The sequence below is a fragment of the Mycetocola sp. CAN_C7 genome (genome assembly GCF_015752285.1).
In the GTDB taxonomy this organism is placed as follows: Bacteria; Actinomycetota; Actinomycetes; order Actinomycetales; family Microbacteriaceae; genus Mycetocola_A.
In genome coordinates, this window is sequence record NZ_JADOUY010000007.1 from 92,358 (window position 1) to 109,499 (window position 17,142).

A 17,142-nucleotide genomic window follows, 5' to 3' on the forward strand; every position below is an offset into this window, starting at 1 on the left:
CCGTGAGGATTCTCTTGAGATCGGCTCGATCGGCAGCATCCGGGCTGAGCGAGAAAGTCACAGTGCCGCCCTCTCAAGTGTCTTGCCCGTCGCCGTTACCTATTCGTTATCTATAAGCGTACCTGACAGCGCATCGGTGCCGTCTGAGCGTTCGGTGTGTGGCGACGAGGTCGCCGTTGCCGCCCCGGTCAGCAAGGGACTCGACGGTCTCCACCTGGAGCCACGTCATGATGCCTTGTTTATCGAGCCCTCTGATCAAGTGTGCAATAATCTGCGCATGGATGCAGATAAGCAGATATGTGGGCGCGAGCCTGACAGCCAGTTCGTCGAGCTGGCCGTGGAGGTCTTCGCGATGCTGGCCGACGCGACACGGGTACGGATCATCCTGGCACTGCGCGGCGGCGAGCTGTCCGTGAACCATTTGGCGGACATCGTCGACAAGTCGCCGGCGGCCGTATCGCAGCACCTGGCTAAATTACGGCTCGCCCGGATCGTGGCCACTCGTCAGGACGCCCAGCGAGTGTTCTACCGGCTCGAGAACGAGCACGCGAGTCAGCTCGTCTCTGACGCCATCTTCCAGGCCGAACACTCGCTCGGAAACACGCCCCGCCACCACCACCCCGCGGGTGAGGTGACCCAGTGAGCATCCCTGCCCGCTCTACCAGCCCGCACGAGCACGAACACGGCCATCGGCACGGCCCGGACGGCCGTGTGCACCCGGCCGGAATCAGAGGGTTCATCTACGGCTTGTTCGTGCCGCACAGTCACGACGCAGCCGACTCCATCGATGACGCGCTCGAAGCGAGCAAAGAAGGCGTACGGGCGCTGAAGATCAGCCTGTTCATCCTCCTCATCACCACGGTGCTCCAACTCGGCGTGGTCCTGATCAGCGGCTCCGTTGCATTGCTCGCTGACACGATCCACAACTTCTCTGACGCCCTGACGGCGGTCCCGCTGTGGATTGCATTCGTGCTCGGTCGCCGGGTCGCCAACCGTCGGTACACCTTCGGCTACGGGCGCGCCGAAGACCTCGCCGGTCTGTTCATCGTCGCCGTCGTCGCCCTGTCCGCGGTCCTCGTTGCCTGGCAATCCCTTGATCGCCTCGTCAACCCGCAACCCCTGCAGAACCTGTGGTGGGTGCTCGCCGCCGGGGTGATCGGGTTCCTTGGCAACGAGGCCGTCGCGATCTATCGCATCCGAACCGGGCAGAGAATCGGGTCGGCTGCGCTCGTCGCGGACGGCGTGCACGCCCGCACCGACGGATTCACCTCGCTCGCCGTGGTGCTCGGCGCGATCGGCGTCATGCTCGGGTTCCCCCTCGCCGACCCGATCGTCGGCCTCCTCATCTCAGTCGCGATCATCGTCCTCCTCTGGGGCACCGTCCGAAGCATCGGACGTCGCCTCATGGACGGAATCGAACCCGAACTCGTCGATCGCGCACAGTCGGCCCTCACCGCTGCTCCCGGGGTGCTCGCGGTTCAGAGACTGCAACTGCGCTGGGTCGGCCACCGCCTCCAGGGTTCGGCGGTCCTCAGGGTCGCAGACACGTCCTTGGCGCACGTGGAGGAAATCGTTCACGAGGCCGAACACCGTCTGGTGAAGGCGCTGCCCAACCTCGACGACATGACCATCGGTACCGTGTCCACCGACCCCGTCACGGCATCGCCCTCACGCTGACTTCGCATCGCCAGTAATCTGCCACCCGAGGATAGACCCGCGCTGTTCGAGATTGACACTCGTCGGACATAGCTAAAGCGACGTTCAGGGAAAGACTGGTGACTCACCCGCAAGTTGTCGCTGCCGGACGACGTTGCAACTGGGGTGCTTCATAGATTCGCTGAGGGGTCGCAGCTGATGCAATGGGAATTGTCGAGCGTCGATACGGACATCAAGGAGCGCGAACGATGAGCCTCGAGAGACCGCCATGCCGCCCCACACGCATGGAGTAGTAGCGGAGAAAAGTTAGCGTTCGTCTTTTGGTCAGGAATCAGCAGAAGACCGCAGAACAGGGAGCTGCGACAACGATCCTTCTCGCTACCTCCCCTCTTCTCGACGGAGTCAGCGGACGATACTTCAACGACAACCAGGAGGCTGAGGTGACCGACCACCGTCCGGAAGACCTCACGGTCTTCTCGACCAAAGTCGCGAACTACGCTCTCGACGAAGACAATGCTGATCGCCTGTGGCAGATCAGCGAGCGCGCTCTCGACTAGCGCTCGAAAGGATATAGACCATGTCAGAAAAACCCGTCATAGGCTGGATCGGCCTTGGCAACCAAGGCGGGCCTATCGCTCGAGCTATTGCCGTGGCGACCTGCTCGACCTCGCAGTCGCGGAGCACGTCGACATCCAGGCCCTCGTAGACATGCTGCGCAGCGGCACTGCTTCCAGCCGAGCATTACAGTCGCTCGGCTCAGCAATCACCCCCGAGAACGCCGAGCATCTCAGCAAACTGCAGTTGATCGACATGGACCTCTTCCGGGCCGCCTTCGACGGTCACGGACCGACGGTGAAAGCTGTCACCGAGCGCGCCGTTATTGGTGCAGAAGATCTACCAAAACTCGCCGCGCTTGTCACCAAGTAAGCATGTCAAGCAGCCGCGGCTTCACCCAACGGAGGTGTGCTGGTGGTGCACCGTGAACCCGGAGCCAATGTGATGGATGAGTCCCGTGTGAACGGTATCGAAGGTGAGCTAGCTGCCTTGCGGGTGGCTGCCGCGCTAGTGGCGGAGGGGGCGTCGCCTCGGGTAGTACTGCAGACAGCCGCGCTGCATGTTGCAGACGCAGTTGAAGCCGACTTTCTCGAGATCCTGCGCTTCGCCCGTGGAGGTAGGACGGCAGCTTTCGCCGTCTGGGCCGCGCAGGATGCGGAGATCATCGACCTTGATCACCGGTTACTCGATGATGACCAATTAGCCCGAGAGGTTTTGCGCACGCAAAAGCCGGTACGTCAAGATTTCGCTCTTGGACCCGCGACCTTGGACGCGGAAAGACGGGGCAACAAGTTCGGCATCACATCTTCCGTCGGAGTTCCGATCCTGCTCGGCGGCGAGGTGTGGGGAGCGACGGTCGTCCACTCGGTCGGTGACGTTTCCTTGCCAGCCGACACGGAAATGCGGCTTTGCGGTTTTGACGAATTGGTTGGCTCTGTGCTCACAAACAGTCGCACCCAAGCTGAGATGGAGCAGCTCATCGCCGAACAGGCAGCGCTGTTGCGCGTCGCCGAGCTGGTTGCACGCGAAAGCCCAGCCGATGATTTGTTCCATGCGGTCGCAGAACAACTTGGATGCGTGACTCACGTGTCAGGCACGCAATTGCTGCGATTCGACGACGACGAGATGGCCACGTCTGTGGGGAGCTGGGGCCGGGTGGAGAGCGGTATCGCGGTCGGCGAGCCATTCAGCACTCAAGGGAATATCCTTACCGGCCGAATTAGAGCAACCGGATTGCCAGCGCGAGTAGAAGACTACAGTTCCGCCGTAGGTCAGCTTGACGCTCTCAAACGTGGATTCGGGATACGTTCGGCGGTAGGTGCCCCGATCCGCACTGCCGGGCGACTATGGGGTGTGCTGGTCGTCGGATCGGTTGCAACGGAACCGCTACCCGACGAAACCGAGGACCGGATGGTCAAGTTCGCTGACCTGGTCGGGGTGGCTCTGTCCAACTTCGAGGCGCGCACCTCTCTGCAGATCCTTGCCGACGAACAGGCGGCGCTAAGGCGCGTGGCGACGGTTGTTGCACGTGAGGAATGGGACGTTATTCTTCCCACAATCGTCCGCGAACTAGGTCTCTTGCATCGTGTAGCGGGATCCGTGATCATCAGATACGAGAACGACGAACTCGCAACTATCCTCGCCGCCTGGGGCGATCCACAGCTGGATCAGTTCATCGGCCAAACGCTCCCGTTCGAAGGTGATAATCCCGGTGACTACGTCTGGCGTACCCACCGCCCCGCCCGGCAGCACGGTTTCGAAGGGGGTGCGGGTCTCTTCGCAGAACTCGCCGTTCAAATGGGACTTACAGAGTCACTCGCCGGACCGGTGTTTGTGGAGAACCGACTTTGGGGAGCCATCGTAGTGGTGACCACGGCTTCGGGTCGGCTACCGCCAGAGACGGAGGCCCGCCTCGGCCAATTTGCGGAACTTATTGCGACGGCGATCGGCAATATGAAATCCCGGTTGGAATTAACTGAGTCCCGCGCTCGTATCGTCCAAACCGCCGATCAAACACGACGCAAATTCGAACGAGACCTTCACGACGGTATTCAACAACGCCTCGTTTCGATCTCAAGGGATCTGCGGGGTGTGGAGCGGGAACTTCCAGCGGATACCGAATCCCGCTCCCGCGTATCGAAAATTGCCGACGATCTCCTCGCGGCGCTCGACGGACTCCGCGAGCTATCCCGGGGATTACACCCGGCAATTCTATCGGTGGGCGGGCTAATACCTGCGGCTCGTTCGCTCGCGCGACGGTCCACCATCCCTGTCACGCTGAACTTACCGCAGCCTTCGCGACACCCGGACAATGTCGAGGTCGCCGCGTATTACGTCATGTCGGAGGCTCTCGCCAACACGGCGAAGTACGCGCAGGCGACCACGACGGAAATCACAATCACCACGACCGGCGATTCACTTACTGTGACGGTCACCGACGACGGTATCGGGGGTGCAGACCCGACCAAAGGTTCCGGCTTGATCGGGCTGGAGGACCGGGTACAGACGCTCGGCGGAACGCTGACGGTTCACAGCTTGCCACCCAGCGGGACCACGATCACCGCCCATCTGCCGTTTAGACCTGGGGAGGCCCCTGCCGGCGGGGGGTCCGGAACCCGGTAAGCGTCCGGAATACATCCGATTGGGAGTTTTGCCCCGCCGACCCCCACGTTTTGCCCGGATTCGTCATCATGATCGAAGGCATCGTCGTGGCCGCAAAGCCCTACGCAACAAAACAAGCCAACGCTCCCGCAGCCCGTATGAGCTCCCACCGATAGAACGAGAGAACGATGAATACATCGGCAAGACCATGGATCTTTTCGACGGTTATGTAAGGACCGGCCTCGACCGATTAGCGATGGAGATGTTGGTTCGCTCTTACTTCGACACACTGAACGAGGGTGGTGACCCTTCAAGATATTTGGAACACCCAGTCGTATTTCGCCCATCCCTCTCGCGAGAGGCTCAAGGACGCTCCGACGTCATTGAGATGGTCGCCTCCATGCGCGAACCGTTTGAAGAATGGCAAACCACCATCGTTTCGCTGGCGACAGGAGAGGACTTCGTATTAGCCGAATGCGTAATTCAACTGAAACTTCACGGCACTCAGGGTCACGTCCTGGCGTTCTCCTACCTACGAATCCGCGATGGGCGCATCAGTCACTGGCATCAGGTCAGCGAATAGGGGCAATATCCTGCACGAAGGTTTCGAACGAGCGATTCCCAGCCATACCTACTTCCAGGATCTGTTGCGGGGGTTTTCCGTAAATGTTGTCTGGTCGACCGCATCACGCTGCCGACCACGGGACCGCAGGCTAAGTACACAGAGCAACGGGCAAAGGAACGTGCATGAGCGGTCCCCTAGGGCTTTTCACGCAGAACCAGAACAGGGACACTTTCATGACAAACATCATGATCATCGTCGGAAGCGTCCGACCGGGACGGGTCGGCCTCCCTATTGGCAGATGGGTAGAGAAGATCGCTCGGACCGATGGTCGATTCGAGATCGACTTTGTCGACCTCGGTGAGCTCGGATTGCCGCTGATGGATGAACCGAACCACCCGCGAATGCAGGCATACACCCACCAGCACACCACGGATTGGAGCGTTCGCGTCTCGGCTGCGGACGGATTCATACTTGTCACTCCCGAGTACAACCACTCGTATTCCCCGGCGCTGAAGAACGCCCTCGACTACCTCGCCGTCGAATGGTGGCGGAAACCTGCTGGCGTCGTCAGTTACGGCGGAGTGTCGGCCGGCACGAGAGGCGTCACCGCACTGGAGCCGGTGCTCGCGATGTTGGGAATCGTCCGGGCAGGAGCGGAGGTAGAGATCTCTCTCCTATCCTCGCCTCGATTTGTTGAAGGCGTATTCGTCCCTCAGAACAAGGAGGTGGCGATCCTCGGCAAATTACTGGACGAACTCGCCAAACTCACCGAAATTCTGCAAGGACGAGTGACGTCATGAACGAAGAACAGCGCGCCGATGTGGCGCGACTCCCGCATGCTGAGCCGGGACCGCTGAGCGGATGCCGAGTTCACCGGTACATGGTCCCTGTCAAAACATGCGGACACATTGCGCCTGACGATACGGCTGACCAGACGAACTCAAAATGGACTATCTCCTGGTCTCGTCGAGGAATGTCTGGCACACCTCGCCGCGGTCCCTATCGGGGAGGGAGCAAGCTTCGGCGCTCCAAAGCATGCCGCTCTCGCCTACCGAACTGCCAACGCCCATCCCGTCGAACCGCCGCCCCTCAGCCGATTGCGAGCTAAGCGATGAACGAGCCGAGTCTTGGAATAGACCCTGACGTGCCCCCCAGCGGTCCGGGCTGCGTCGAATGCACGCGGGACGGTGGATGGTGGCTGCACTTGCGGCGATGCGCCCAATGTGGGCACGTCGGATGTTGCGACAACTCGCCATCGCAGCACGCGACCAAGCACTTCGCGGCCACCGGCCACCCGATCATCCAGAGCTACGAACCCGGTGAAGACTGGTTCTGGGACTATTCGGCGCAGGAGTACGCGCGCGGGGTACAGCTCATCACGCCCCACCACTACCCGCTCGGGCAGACCGTGCCCGGTCCGGAAGGACGCGTCCCCGCCAACTAGCTATCCCAACTGCATCCGTGAAATCAGCGCAACAACGGCACCGGGAGCCACCATATCGTTCGATGCTGGCGTATGGCTTGTCAGCTCACCTCCCGACTGGACAAATGTCTCCGAGACGAATTATTTCTATGACCGCTGGGTAGTGAAGAAGCGCAGAACAGCTTGGACGCGGCGGTGGCCGGATGGCTCGGCGGCAAGCTCCAGCTTGCGGAAGATGGACGTGACGTGCTTTTCGACCGCCGCATTGCTGATGAGAAGGGTTCGTGCGATCCCGAAGTTCGATTTGCCTTCGGCCATCGTTCTTAGCACGGCGAGTTCGCGGTCGGTGAGAAGTGCGAGCTCTTCCGGGACTCGGCGGGGGCGAATCATTTGAGCGACGATGGTGGGGTCGAGAGCGCTACCGCCGTGCGCTACGCGAATGACTGCCTCGGTGAATTCGTGGATGTCCCCGACGCGCTCCTTGAGGAGATATCCCGCACCCTCAGCGCGGTCACTGATCAGCGCTAACGCGTACTCGGGATCATCATGCTGAGTCAGCACCACTACCCCCATCTCTGGGATGCGCCGCCGCAGTTCTATCGCAGCCTTGAGGCCGTCATCACCATGATGGGGCGGCATTTGAATGTCAATAACAGCCACATCGGGGCGGTATGCCAGGGTGATTCTGAGCAGCTCTGCCGCGTCTGCGGCTTCCGCAACCACCTCGAGTCCAGCGTCGGCGAGCACGCGAACGACTCCCTGTCGCAGGAGCGTGTCATCTTCACCTACACAAACGCGCACGGGCCGAGATGGCGAAGAGTCCATGGGCTTAGTCAGCCTGAAGCACGGCGCGACCAGCGGAACTTGTCATCGTCGTCTGAACCAATGCAGAAGCCCCCATCACCAGAGTGTGACGCGAGTCGCGGGGCGGGTCAAGGGGATCACGGGATCCGCTGCCGGCACGTCACCAGCGCGCTTTTCGGTAGTCAGCTCGAGGATCCCTGCCCGCATCCATCGATGCTGTTCGACCCCATCGGCACCGCGCGTCGATCCGATGACGTCAGTACCTGTCCGAACTCATGGTTTCGCTATGGAGGACCTACCGTCAGGAGGAGCTCAGACCCTGATCAGCTGACCGACGACTCGATCGCTTCCCTCACAAGGTCGACGACCTCGGCCGAACGTGAGATCCCTACAACGTGGGATGCTCCAGAAACCTCGACGGTTTTGCGCGCACCAGCGCGCTTCGCCATTGCCTGGTGCGCGCCAGAGGGGATGTTGCGGTCATTTTCGCCGAAGATGAAGTAGCTGGGGACGAACTGCCAGATTGCCGCGCCACTGAGCGGCTCATTCAAGCCGGCGCCAGTCACGGGGCGCTGTGTGACGGACATCGACGCTGCCCGTTCTTCGGGAAGGTCCGCGCAGAACTGCTTCCAGTACTTGCCCGGCTCGATGTACAGGTCCACACCTCCCGATTGAAGCGGGACCTCGACCAGAGTGTCTGCAAGAGTGGATCCGGGGGCAAGGGCCGATGCTGTCGCGGGGCTCTCGCCGGGTTCCAGTGCAAACCCTGCGACGTAGACAGCGCCGATGATGTCACCGGCCGAGGGGTCGACGGCTGTCATCACAGCTCCGCCGTACGAGTGCCCTACAAGCAAGATCGGACCGTCAAGTGTTCTGATGAGATCGACCAACTCCGCAGCGTCCGTAGCGATGCTGCGGAGGGGGTTGGCGTACGCGATGACACGGTAACCATCATCGCTGAGTGGTTTGATTACGCCGTTCCAACTGTCGGAATCGGCGAATGCGCCGTGAACGAGGATGACAGTGACCATCTTGGTTCCATTCGGTTTCGTGGGTTTTCGAAGATTGAAAAGTGTGTTGCTTCGTGTGCCGCGGATCCACAGGGAGAACCGAGTCAACGTATTGCAGAGCTCCAGGTTCCCGGCCGCGGTCCGGGTCATCGCGAATCTACTGCGACGCGGTGTCCCCAAGGAATCGAAGGAGTTCCTGATTCACTTCCGCAGTGTGGGTAACCGGGTTGATATGCGGCCCGCCCTCGATCTCGACGTAACGGGCCGCCGGCAGCGCGTCGTGGGCACGCTGCCCCTGCCCGTCTATGGAGAGGATCCGGTCGGCGGTGCCGTGAATGAGGAGGGCGGGAACGTCGAAGCGACCGAGGTCGGCTTGGAAGTCTTCCAGCCAGGTCTGGGGGCAGGCCCACGTGGCGTACGGAGACGCCTCGGCGCCGGTGGACCACAGAAACTTGACAGTGTCTTCGCTGACGCGCGTTCCTTGGTAGTCGTCCAGGTTGAGAAAGTTTCCCATCATGACGGTCAGCCACGCGAATCGATCCTCGATGATGGCCTGTTGCACGCCCTTGACGCCCGCCTCGTCGACACCCGTAGGATTGTCCGGACCCTGCGCGAACGTTGGCGTGAGACTCTCGATGAGGACAACGCTGCGCAGCCGTTCTGTTCCGAATCGGCCGATATATCTTGCGACCTCTCCGGTTCCTAACGAGAACCCGACGAGAGTGGCGTCCCTGACATTCAACGTTCGTAGAAGCACGTCTACATCAGCGCTCAGCGTGTCGAAGTCGTAACCCTGAGTGGGTGCGCTGGACCGGCCGAATCCTCGCCGGTCGATGCTGATCACGCGGTAGCCGGCTTCGAGCAGCGGATGCAGTTGCGGCTCCCATGACCGGGCATCGAACGGCCACCCGGAAAGTAGGACTACCGGCCGGCCGCTCCCCTGGTCTTCGTAGTACAGCTCGACCGGTGTCGAGTTCTCTTCACCGACGGTGATCATGCCCATAGCGACTCCTTTGCTTGAAACGACCTTCTCTCTAGAGATTGCACCTCCGGAGAGTTAGCCGACCTCCGGCCGTCCGGAAGATTCTTCCGGAAAACCCCACAGTCGCCCCAGCGCTAAGCGTTCCAGAATGAGCAGGCAGTCCGGAAGGCGTGACCTGGTCGCACCATCTGGATCCACGAGGGCTGCTCGGCCTTCGAGCGAGGCCTGTCGCAGAGGGCCAACCGAATGGGGAGAACACGATGCCAAGAGTCACCACACCGGACGGAGTGGACATTTACTTCAAAGATTGGGGGTCTGGCCAACCTGTCGTCTTCAGTCATGGTTGGCCGCTCACCGCAGACGCGTGGGACGGGTCAGCGAGGTTCGTCGCCTATCACGGCTTCCGGGCCATCGCCCACGATAGGCGCGGAGGAGGTCGATCCGGCCAGCCGTGGGACGGGAACGATCTCGACCATTATGCGGACGACCTCGCGGCAGTGATTGAATCTCTCGACCTTCATGATGCTGTACTCGTCGGTCACTCAACCGGCGGCGGTGAGGTTACCCGCTACATCGGTCGACACGGGACGAGTCGCGTCTCGAAAGTCGTCCTGCTGGGTGCGATACCTCCGCTGATGCTGAGAACTGAAGCCAACCCGGAAGGGTTGCCAATCGAGACGTTCGACGAACTGCGCGCAAATGTGGTGTTTGACCGGTCACAGTTCTACCGAGACCTGGCCTACCCGTTCTACGGCGCCAACCGGGAACAGTCGTCCGTCTCAGAGGGCGCTCGGGAGGCGTTCTGGCTCATGTCCATGACCGTTGGCGTCAAGGGTGCATACGACTGCATCCAAGCATTCTCCGAAACAGACCTCACCGAGGACCTGAAGAAGATCGACGTGCCCACGCTGATTCTGCACGGCGATGACGACCAAATCGTGCCGATTCAAGCATCCGCTTTGAACTCTTCGACAATCGTTCCAAACGCGACCTTGAAGGTCTACCCGGGCGCTCCCCATGGGCTGACCGGTCCGCATGAGCAGGAGTTCAACAACGACCTTCTTGAGTTCCTCATCAGCTGACACTCGCGATATCACCATCAAACCAATCAAAGGCAGTTTCATGACGAAGAACATCACCCACCCGGCCGATGACCTCGCGAAGTCCCTCAAACGGACAGAGATTCAACACAGCAGCTCGTCGATTCCAGGGCGAGACATCGTGCAGGTGCTCACTGAGATTCCGGTTGGCGTCGAATCGGGCTGGCACACCCACCCCGGAGAGGAAGTCGGATACCTCCTCACAGGCCGAGTGCAGATGCGCATCCAGGACAAGCCGACCCTCATCCTCGAGGCAGGAGACGGCTTCCTCATCGAGCCGGGAACCCCGCACAACGCCCTCGACCTCGGCCCGGACACCGGTCGCATGCTCTCCTGCTACATCGTGGAAGTAGACGCGCCAGTCGCATCGTTCGTCAAAGAACCCGCAGCACAATGAAAAACCCGCTAGACGGTATCCCGCTTCAACATGCGGTGACCGGCCCACTTGATGTGTCTTATATTGACATCGGACCAAAAGATGGCGACACGGTGATCCTTCTTCACGGGTGGCCTTACGGAATCCACAGCTACGGCCCCGTCGCGTCTCTACTCGCAGAAAAGAACCGACGCATCATCATCCCCTATCTCCGGGGTCACGGCGGAACAATAAGTTTGGATGACGCGGGGCGGTCCGGACAGCAAGCCGCTGTGGGTGCCGACGTCATCGAGCTGATGGACGTGCTGGCAATCGACCACGCGGTCTTCGCGGGATTCGACTGGGGCGGACGTGCGGCGTGCGTCGCTGCCGCTTTGTGGCCGGAGCGCTGCGTCGCACTGGTTTCCGTCACCGGCTATCTCATCCAGAACATTGCCGCATCCGCGAAGCCGCTGTCGCCGGTAACGGAGGCGGGACTGTGGTATTTCTTCTACTTTGCAACCGAACGCGGCCGTGCAGGGCTGGAAGCGAATCGCCGGGAGATCGCCAGGATCGTCTGGGAGCGAAACTCACCAGAGTGGGCCTTCACCGAAGCAGATCTAGACCTCGCGGCGGCAGCGTTCGAGAACCCCGCTTACGTCGATGTGGTCATCCATTCGTACCGGCACCGGCTTGGGCTGGCGCTAGGGCACCCACTGTACGGCGCACTTGAACGCCGCCTCGAATCCTCTCCCCCCATCGGCGTACCGACGGTCACCTTGGACGGAGGTGCCGACGGGAACTTCCCGGCTACAGCCGGTCACGGATACGCCCAGCATTTTGTCGGCACCCACCGGCACCACATCGTGCTGGGCGCAGGACACAATCTGCCCCAAGAGAAGCCGGAGGCGTTTGCCGACGCGGTTCTCGAGGCTGAGCTGCTAGCAAAGCGAGAACGGACATGACCGAGCGCACGCCCACCAAACGAGCCACACCGCGCATCCCCCTCAACACGCTGGCAATCAGCTTTGGGATAACGGGCTTGGCATCTTTGTGGTCGGTGATGACCGCCGCCTTTGAATTGTCCGTTGCGGTCCCGGCCGTGCTCTGGACGGTCGCGGGTGTCACTTGGGTTTGGCTCATTACAGCGCATCTCGTTCGCGGGGCCCACAGCCCCGAGACATTGCTTTCTCAGCTCAAGCATCCCGCGCAGGGTCCGATAGCGGCCATTGTGCCGACGGTCGGAATGCTGCTGGGGGCGGAGCTCTACCTCATCTGGCCTAGTGGCGGATTCATCCTTGCACTTGTCGCGTTCCTGGCCGCGGTCGTATTCGCTGGGTGGATCCTCGCGTTCTGGCACACCGGACACCTGAACCCCGAGGCCTTCCATGGCGCGTACCTGCTTCCGACCGTCGCCTCCCCCTTGGTCGCATCCGCAGTTGCGGCTCGACTCGGCTTCCCGTTGGTCGCCGTTGGAGCCTTCGCCGTCGGGGTATTTTTCTGGGCGGTGCTGGTCACCGTTCTGCTGTCCCGGCTTGCCTTCTTTCCGCCGCTCCCTGACCCTCTCACGCCGACGCTCGCAGTCCTCCTCGCACCTCCCGCCGTAGCAGGCGCGGCATGGTTCGCGATGAATGGCCGCCACGAGGACGTCGTCGCAGCCAGCCTGCTCGGTCTCCTGGCGCTAATGGCGGTGGTGCAGTTGTTCCTTTTAGGCATCTACCGGCGCTTACCGTTCTCCTTGGGCTGGTGGTCTTTCACTTTTCCCGCAGCATCCGCGGGAGCGTACGCAATTGAGTGGACGGAGATGGCGGCATTCCCCGGGTGGGAGGTCGTCGCGTTCGCCCTCGCTGGCTGTGTCTCGGCACTTATCGTTGCGATTGCTATCCGCTCCCTCTTCCTCGTCAGTTCGGTCCATCGTGGTATCCACCGGGCCGAGCAGACCCTTCAACGAGCGGATGATGCCGCTCAGCGGACCACGGGGACCAGACCACCACTCCGTGAGGAAGCGTCGCCGAATCCCGGGATTGAGTTGCATCGATGAGCGAGACAACACCGACCCAGGCGGGAGACGCCGCTCCGACCAGAGACGACCGGGCCTATCCGATCCTCAGTCGCGAGCACCTCAAGCGGATGAGACGCTACGGCGTTCGTCAACCCATCAGCGTGGGAGACCTCATCTACCGAGCTGGGGAACCCGTCTCGGACCTCGTGCTGGTCGACCAAGGAGCTATTGACATTCTCACCGCTCGTACTGCGGACTCACCTGAGGTGTTCATCACTCGCCACACCACAGGGAGGTTTCTCGGCGAACTAAGCCTCCTCACAGGCCAGTTCTCGCATCTCATCGCCCGAGTCGCAGTCAACGGAATCATTACCCGAATCCCGCCCGCCGGGTTCCGGAAGCTGATGGCCGAAGACGGCGAACTTTCAGAGATCCTCCTCGAAGCTTTCCAAGCTCGCCGCGAGTTAATAAAGAGCGTCGCCGCACACACGATGGAGATTCTCGGTAATACCTCTTCCTCCGGCTCCTTGACTCTTCGTGCGTTCGCTGAACGGTTCGACCTGCCCCATGTTTGGTTCGATCAGGACTCCGTGGCAGGAATCGCTCTGATGCGGGCCACGGGTGTCACGCATGACCAGCTGCCGGTGGTGTTCGTGCCGGGCGGCGCGCTCTACAGAGCGACCCCCGCACGGCTCGCTGAGCGTCTCGGCTTGGCGTACCGGCCGAGCGACAAGCCAGTCGATCTCGTGGTCGTTGGGGCGGGTCCAGCAGGTATGGCGGCAGCTGTTTGCGCCTCCTCCGAAGGGCTGACAACTGTGCTGTTGGATGCTGTCAGCCCGGGAGGTCAAGCCGCCGCCAGCTCCCGAATCGAAAATTACCTGGGGTTCCCGAATGGCATCAGCGGCATGGACCTCACGAGCAAAGCATGCATCCAAGCGTTGAAATTTGGCGCACACATTTACGCCCCTTGCCAGGTCGTTGGCTTAGACGCAGACGAGCCCCTGTCAATGCTTCGGTTAGAAGACGGCAGCGGGTTGCAAGCGAAGGCGGTCATCGTCGCCACTGGCGCGCACTACAGCACTCTGCCCATCCCAGGCTGGAAAAGGTTTGAACGAGCAGGGATCTTCTTCGGCGCGACCAAGCTGGAGGCGACAGCCTGCGCGGGGAAACCTGTCGTCATTGTCGGAGGCGCAAATTCCGCCGGTCAGGCGGCCCTTTTCTTGGCAGGCCACAAGTGCCGCGTCGACGTCGTTATCCGCGGACCCGAGATCGGCGCCGGCATGTCGAACTACCTCGTCGAACGGCTCCTCTCTCACCACAAAATTCGAGTGCTCACCTGCACCGAAGTCACCGCAATAGGCGGAGGAGAAACGCTGCAGGAGGTGACGCTAACGAACAACATCACCGGTCAACACCGGAAGAAGGATTACGGTGCGCTGTTCTGTTTCATCGGCGCCACCCCCGCGACCCAGTGGCTCACCGGCATCGCGGTCGATAGTCACGAGTTCATCGTCACTGACGTCACAATCGACGCAGGCACTTTCCAAGCCGCGTCGACATCGGGACGCATGCCTCTACCCTTCGAGACTTCAGCTCCCGGCGTCTTTGCGGCAGGGGACGTCCGGCGCGGGTCCATGAAGCGGGTCTCGGCAGCAGTCGGGGAAGGCGCCAGCGCCGTGTCGTCAGTACACCAAGCCATCCACGCCCGGATGTGACCGGCGAGCCAGGAAGGAGCCGAAACTTGAACGTCAAAGCAGACCTGGACATTGAGCGGACCTACGCAAAGCTCTGCCAACTGGACCCACGCTTCGCGGACATCATCGAACGGGTGGGAACCCCAGACCCTTTCCACTTCCCAGACGGTGGCCGCACCGCAGACAGCAACTTCGCCGGCATGGTCATGCACATCCTCGCCCAACAGATCGCCACTAGAGTCGCGCTCGTCCTCTTCGATCGACTCGTCACCGCCACCGGGGGTCCGCTAACACCCGAAACAGTCTTACGGCTCGATGTCCAACAGTTGAAGGCCATTGGTACATCACACTCGAAAGCCATGTACATCCAAGCTCTTGCGGAAGCCGTGGACTCCGGCAAACTCGACATAGAAAGGCTGGAGGGTGTCAGCGACGGGAAGGCCGAAGAGTCGCTCACACAGATTAAGGGTATCGGGCCCTGGAGCGCAGAGATGTTCCTCATCCACCAACTCAGAAGGAGCGATATCCTGCCCGCCGGTGATCTCGGTATCCGGGCTGCAGTGCGCAAACTCGACTCACTCCTCGAGGTCCCCACGATAGACGAAGTACGCGCCCGCGCCGAAGTGTGGAAGCCCTACCGAACCTACGCGGCCGCACTTCTCTGGCGCTCCCTCTCCGAACCCGGTTCCAAAGCCGAGGCCGTTGAGCAGCACGACGAAGCGTGACATAGCCTCCCAAATCGAAGGCCTCATCACTGGGCGCCAGTGCGGGCATTTGGCGAACGCGACGTCGAGGAACTGTGGGGCGCTCTGACCCACGGTGCCATCTTGGCTTCACCCGCGCCGGACATGTCGCCACCGATATTATGCTGATGTTAATCGGTCACGATTGTGACCAATAGGAAGCTGCTCGTGTCAGCGAAGGGCCCGATGGCAAAAGTAAACGTAGTAGCCGTCCCGTGGGAGGACGATCGAGCTGCAGCGCTCCGAGAGGTGCTGCAGGAAGATATTCACCGGAGGTACGCAAGCCATCTGCAATCAAGTCCCAACCGAGACGCTGCTCTCGACGCTTTGAAAGTGAGCCCGGATGACGTGCTAGCAACCGTCATCGCGATCTCGGATGAAACTGGGCCGGTCGGCCATGCAGCGCTTCGGTCCCTGAACGGCGAGTGGGAAATTAAGCGCGTCGTGGTTCTCAAAAGCGAACGCGGCAAAGGGGTGGAGCTCTTGCTGATGGCGGAGATCGAGGACATCGCGAGGCGCGGCGGGGCCTCGCGTGTCATAGTTCAAACTGGAAACGCGCAGCCCGAAGCGCTGTCCCTCTATCTGAAATCCGGTTATCTGCCCATCCCACTTTACGAGCCATACGCAACCGCCATCCCCTTTTCTCACTGCTTTGAGAAGCGCCTGGCTTAACCAAGCGCGCTGCCAAGAGGTCGCGTTCGTCACATTTTCGAGAAGGTCGAACTGAGTGTCGGCAGCGACGGCAGCCACCCCCGGTGGGAGTCACCAGATAAGACATGGTGAAATCGGATTGAGCGCCAGGCGCATAATCCGAAGGTAACGTGATGCGGCACCGGCTCGCGTCGGACGAAGCTCGTGAGCCGTGCGGTCATGCTAATCGGGAGCGCAAAAGCGCTAGGTTTGCTTCTGTCGCGCTTCCCGGTTCAGCGTGGTAAATCACAACGAGCTGGTTTGCAGACGGCGAGTTGACCGCCAGCTTCTCGTAGCGCAAGTCGAGTTCACCGGCAACTGGATGGATGATCAACGAGCGTCCTGCTCTCTTGGGCCGAACGTCATGAAGAGCCCAGAGACGCGCGAAATCTTCGCTGCGCGCGGTCATTTCCGAGATGAGTTCTGCGAGTTGCGGGTCGTCTCGCCCAGTTGCGGCCTGAGCTCTCAGGCCCGCGACGGTGCCGGCTGTCATTTCAGGCCAGTCTCGCCAGAGCTTCTTCACCTCCGGGTCGAGGAACGCCGCCCGCACCAAATTGGTCCCAGGCGCGAAGATCGACGTGAGTGCTCGAGCAAGCGCATTTGAGGCGAGCACATCGAAAGTGTTGCCTTGCACATAAGCGGGTGTCTCTCCCCAGATGTCTAAGAGCTGCTGCAAGCTCTCCGTGACGTTCTCCGTTCGCTTTGATGGCCCACGGGGCTGAGGCCGCGCCAACTCGAACAAGTATGCGGTTGCAGCTTCATCCAGGAGCAATGCGCGGGCAAGTCCGGCGAGAACCGAGTCGGATGGATGCTGGTCGCGGCCTTGTTCGAGACGCAGGTAGTACTCCCCGCTGATCCCAGCAAGCCGGTGACGTCCCCTGGGGTGGTGTGGTTTCCGGGGTTCTGAGCGTCGGATTGTCGACGTGGTGAGCCATCGTGGGATGGTCAGTGAGAACCGATCA

The 17,142-nt window shown here is 61.1% G+C and carries 19 protein-coding genes; 15 read left to right on the top strand and 4 right to left on the bottom strand.

Annotation, left to right across the window (positions count from 1 at the left end; all coding sequences use genetic code 11):
- Window positions 1-277 precede the first annotated feature (277 nt).
- The 8 genes from IWX78_RS14700 (at window position 278) to IWX78_RS14735 (ending at window position 6,821) form a co-directional block, all read left to right on the top strand.
- On the top strand, window positions 278-643 hold the full coding sequence (locus tag IWX78_RS14700) for an ArsR/SmtB family transcription factor (RefSeq protein WP_196834408.1): 366 nt from the start codon (window positions 278-280) through the stop codon (window positions 641-643).
- 68 nt (window positions 644-711) lie between these two features.
- Window positions 712-1,677 carry a cation diffusion facilitator family transporter gene (locus IWX78_RS14705; protein ID WP_334684768.1) on the top strand — a complete coding sequence of 322 codons (966 nt, stop codon included), beginning with the start codon at window positions 712-714 and terminating at the stop codon, window positions 1,675-1,677.
- A gap of 299 nt (window positions 1,678-1,976) precedes the next feature.
- Complete coding sequence (locus IWX78_RS14710) at window positions 1,977-2,213, top strand: hypothetical protein (protein ID WP_196834382.1); 237 nt, start codon at window positions 1,977-1,979, stop codon at window positions 2,211-2,213.
- 151 nt (window positions 2,214-2,364) lie between these two features.
- Window positions 2,365-2,583, top strand: coding sequence for a hypothetical protein (locus IWX78_RS14715; protein WP_196834383.1), 219 nt, complete (start codon window positions 2,365-2,367; stop codon window positions 2,581-2,583).
- 36 nt (window positions 2,584-2,619) lie between these two features.
- A complete protein-coding gene (locus IWX78_RS14720; RefSeq protein WP_196834384.1) occupies window positions 2,620-4,833 on the top strand; it encodes a GAF domain-containing sensor histidine kinase in 2,214 nt (737 codons plus the stop codon).
- 187 nt (window positions 4,834-5,020) lie between these two features.
- Window positions 5,021-5,395, top strand: a complete 375-nt coding sequence (locus IWX78_RS14725; protein WP_196834385.1) for a nuclear transport factor 2 family protein — start codon at window positions 5,021-5,023, stop codon at window positions 5,393-5,395.
- A 215-nt stretch (window positions 5,396-5,610) separates the two neighbouring features.
- A complete protein-coding gene (locus tag IWX78_RS14730; RefSeq protein ID WP_196834386.1) occupies window positions 5,611-6,177 on the top strand; it encodes an NADPH-dependent FMN reductase in 567 nt (188 codons plus the stop codon).
- Between the two features lie 311 nt (window positions 6,178-6,488).
- Window positions 6,489-6,821, top strand: coding sequence for a UBP-type zinc finger domain-containing protein (locus IWX78_RS14735; protein WP_196834387.1), 333 nt, complete (start codon window positions 6,489-6,491; stop codon window positions 6,819-6,821).
- A gap of 126 nt (window positions 6,822-6,947) precedes the next feature.
- Here the strand turns inward: IWX78_RS14735 and IWX78_RS14740 are convergent, their stop codons facing one another.
- The 3 genes from IWX78_RS14740 to IWX78_RS14750 form a co-directional block, all read right to left on the bottom strand.
- On the bottom strand, window positions 6,948-7,625 hold the full coding sequence (locus tag IWX78_RS14740; RefSeq protein ID WP_334684764.1) for a response regulator transcription factor: 678 nt from the start codon (window positions 7,623-7,625) through the stop codon (window positions 6,948-6,950).
- A gap of 302 nt (window positions 7,626-7,927) precedes the next feature.
- Window positions 7,928-8,635, bottom strand: coding sequence for an alpha/beta fold hydrolase (locus tag IWX78_RS14745; protein WP_196834388.1), 708 nt, complete (start codon window positions 8,633-8,635; stop codon window positions 7,928-7,930).
- A gap of 136 nt (window positions 8,636-8,771) precedes the next feature.
- Window positions 8,772-9,617 (bottom strand): alpha/beta fold hydrolase, encoded by an 846-nt coding sequence (locus IWX78_RS14750; RefSeq protein WP_196834389.1) that lies wholly within the window; start codon window positions 9,615-9,617, stop codon window positions 8,772-8,774.
- A 266-nt stretch (window positions 9,618-9,883) separates the two neighbouring features.
- Here IWX78_RS14750 and IWX78_RS14755 point away from each other — a divergent pair, with 266 nt between their 5' ends.
- The 7 genes from IWX78_RS14755 (at window position 9,884) to IWX78_RS14785 (ending at window position 16,162) form a co-directional block, all read left to right on the top strand.
- The gene (locus IWX78_RS14755; protein ID WP_334684765.1) at window positions 9,884-10,678 is read left to right on the top strand and encodes an alpha/beta fold hydrolase; all 795 of its coding nucleotides are present in this window, start codon (window positions 9,884-9,886) and stop codon (window positions 10,676-10,678) included.
- A 40-nt stretch (window positions 10,679-10,718) separates the two neighbouring features.
- A complete protein-coding gene (locus IWX78_RS14760; RefSeq protein ID WP_196834390.1) occupies window positions 10,719-11,093 on the top strand; it encodes a cupin domain-containing protein in 375 nt (124 codons plus the stop codon).
- Window positions 11,090-12,016, top strand: coding sequence for an alpha/beta fold hydrolase (locus IWX78_RS14765; RefSeq protein WP_196834391.1), 927 nt, complete (start codon window positions 11,090-11,092; stop codon window positions 12,014-12,016). Before IWX78_RS14760 ends, IWX78_RS14765 begins: the two co-directional genes overlap by 4 nt.
- Window positions 12,013-13,092, top strand: a complete 1,080-nt coding sequence (locus IWX78_RS14770; RefSeq protein ID WP_196834392.1) for a transporter — start codon at window positions 12,013-12,015, stop codon at window positions 13,090-13,092. The genes IWX78_RS14765 and IWX78_RS14770 overlap by 4 nt, the downstream gene beginning before the upstream one ends.
- The gene (locus IWX78_RS14775) at window positions 13,089-14,768 is read left to right on the top strand and encodes an FAD-dependent oxidoreductase (RefSeq protein ID WP_196834393.1); all 1,680 of its coding nucleotides are present in this window, start codon (window positions 13,089-13,091) and stop codon (window positions 14,766-14,768) included. The genes IWX78_RS14770 and IWX78_RS14775 overlap by 4 nt, the downstream gene beginning before the upstream one ends.
- Window positions 14,769-14,794: 26 nt before the next feature.
- Window positions 14,795-15,472: a DNA-3-methyladenine glycosylase family protein gene (locus IWX78_RS14780; protein WP_196834394.1), complete on the top strand. Its 678-nt coding sequence runs from the start codon at window positions 14,795-14,797 to the stop codon at window positions 15,470-15,472.
- Between the two features lie 204 nt (window positions 15,473-15,676).
- Entirely contained in the window at window positions 15,677-16,162 is a 486-nt protein-coding gene (locus IWX78_RS14785) for a GNAT family N-acetyltransferase (RefSeq protein WP_196834395.1), read from the top strand.
- A gap of 196 nt (window positions 16,163-16,358) precedes the next feature.
- Here IWX78_RS14785 and IWX78_RS14790 read toward each other — a convergent pair.
- A partial coding sequence (locus IWX78_RS14790; RefSeq protein WP_196834396.1) for an MmyB family transcriptional regulator occupies window positions 16,359-17,142 on the bottom strand: 784 nt, incomplete at its 5' end.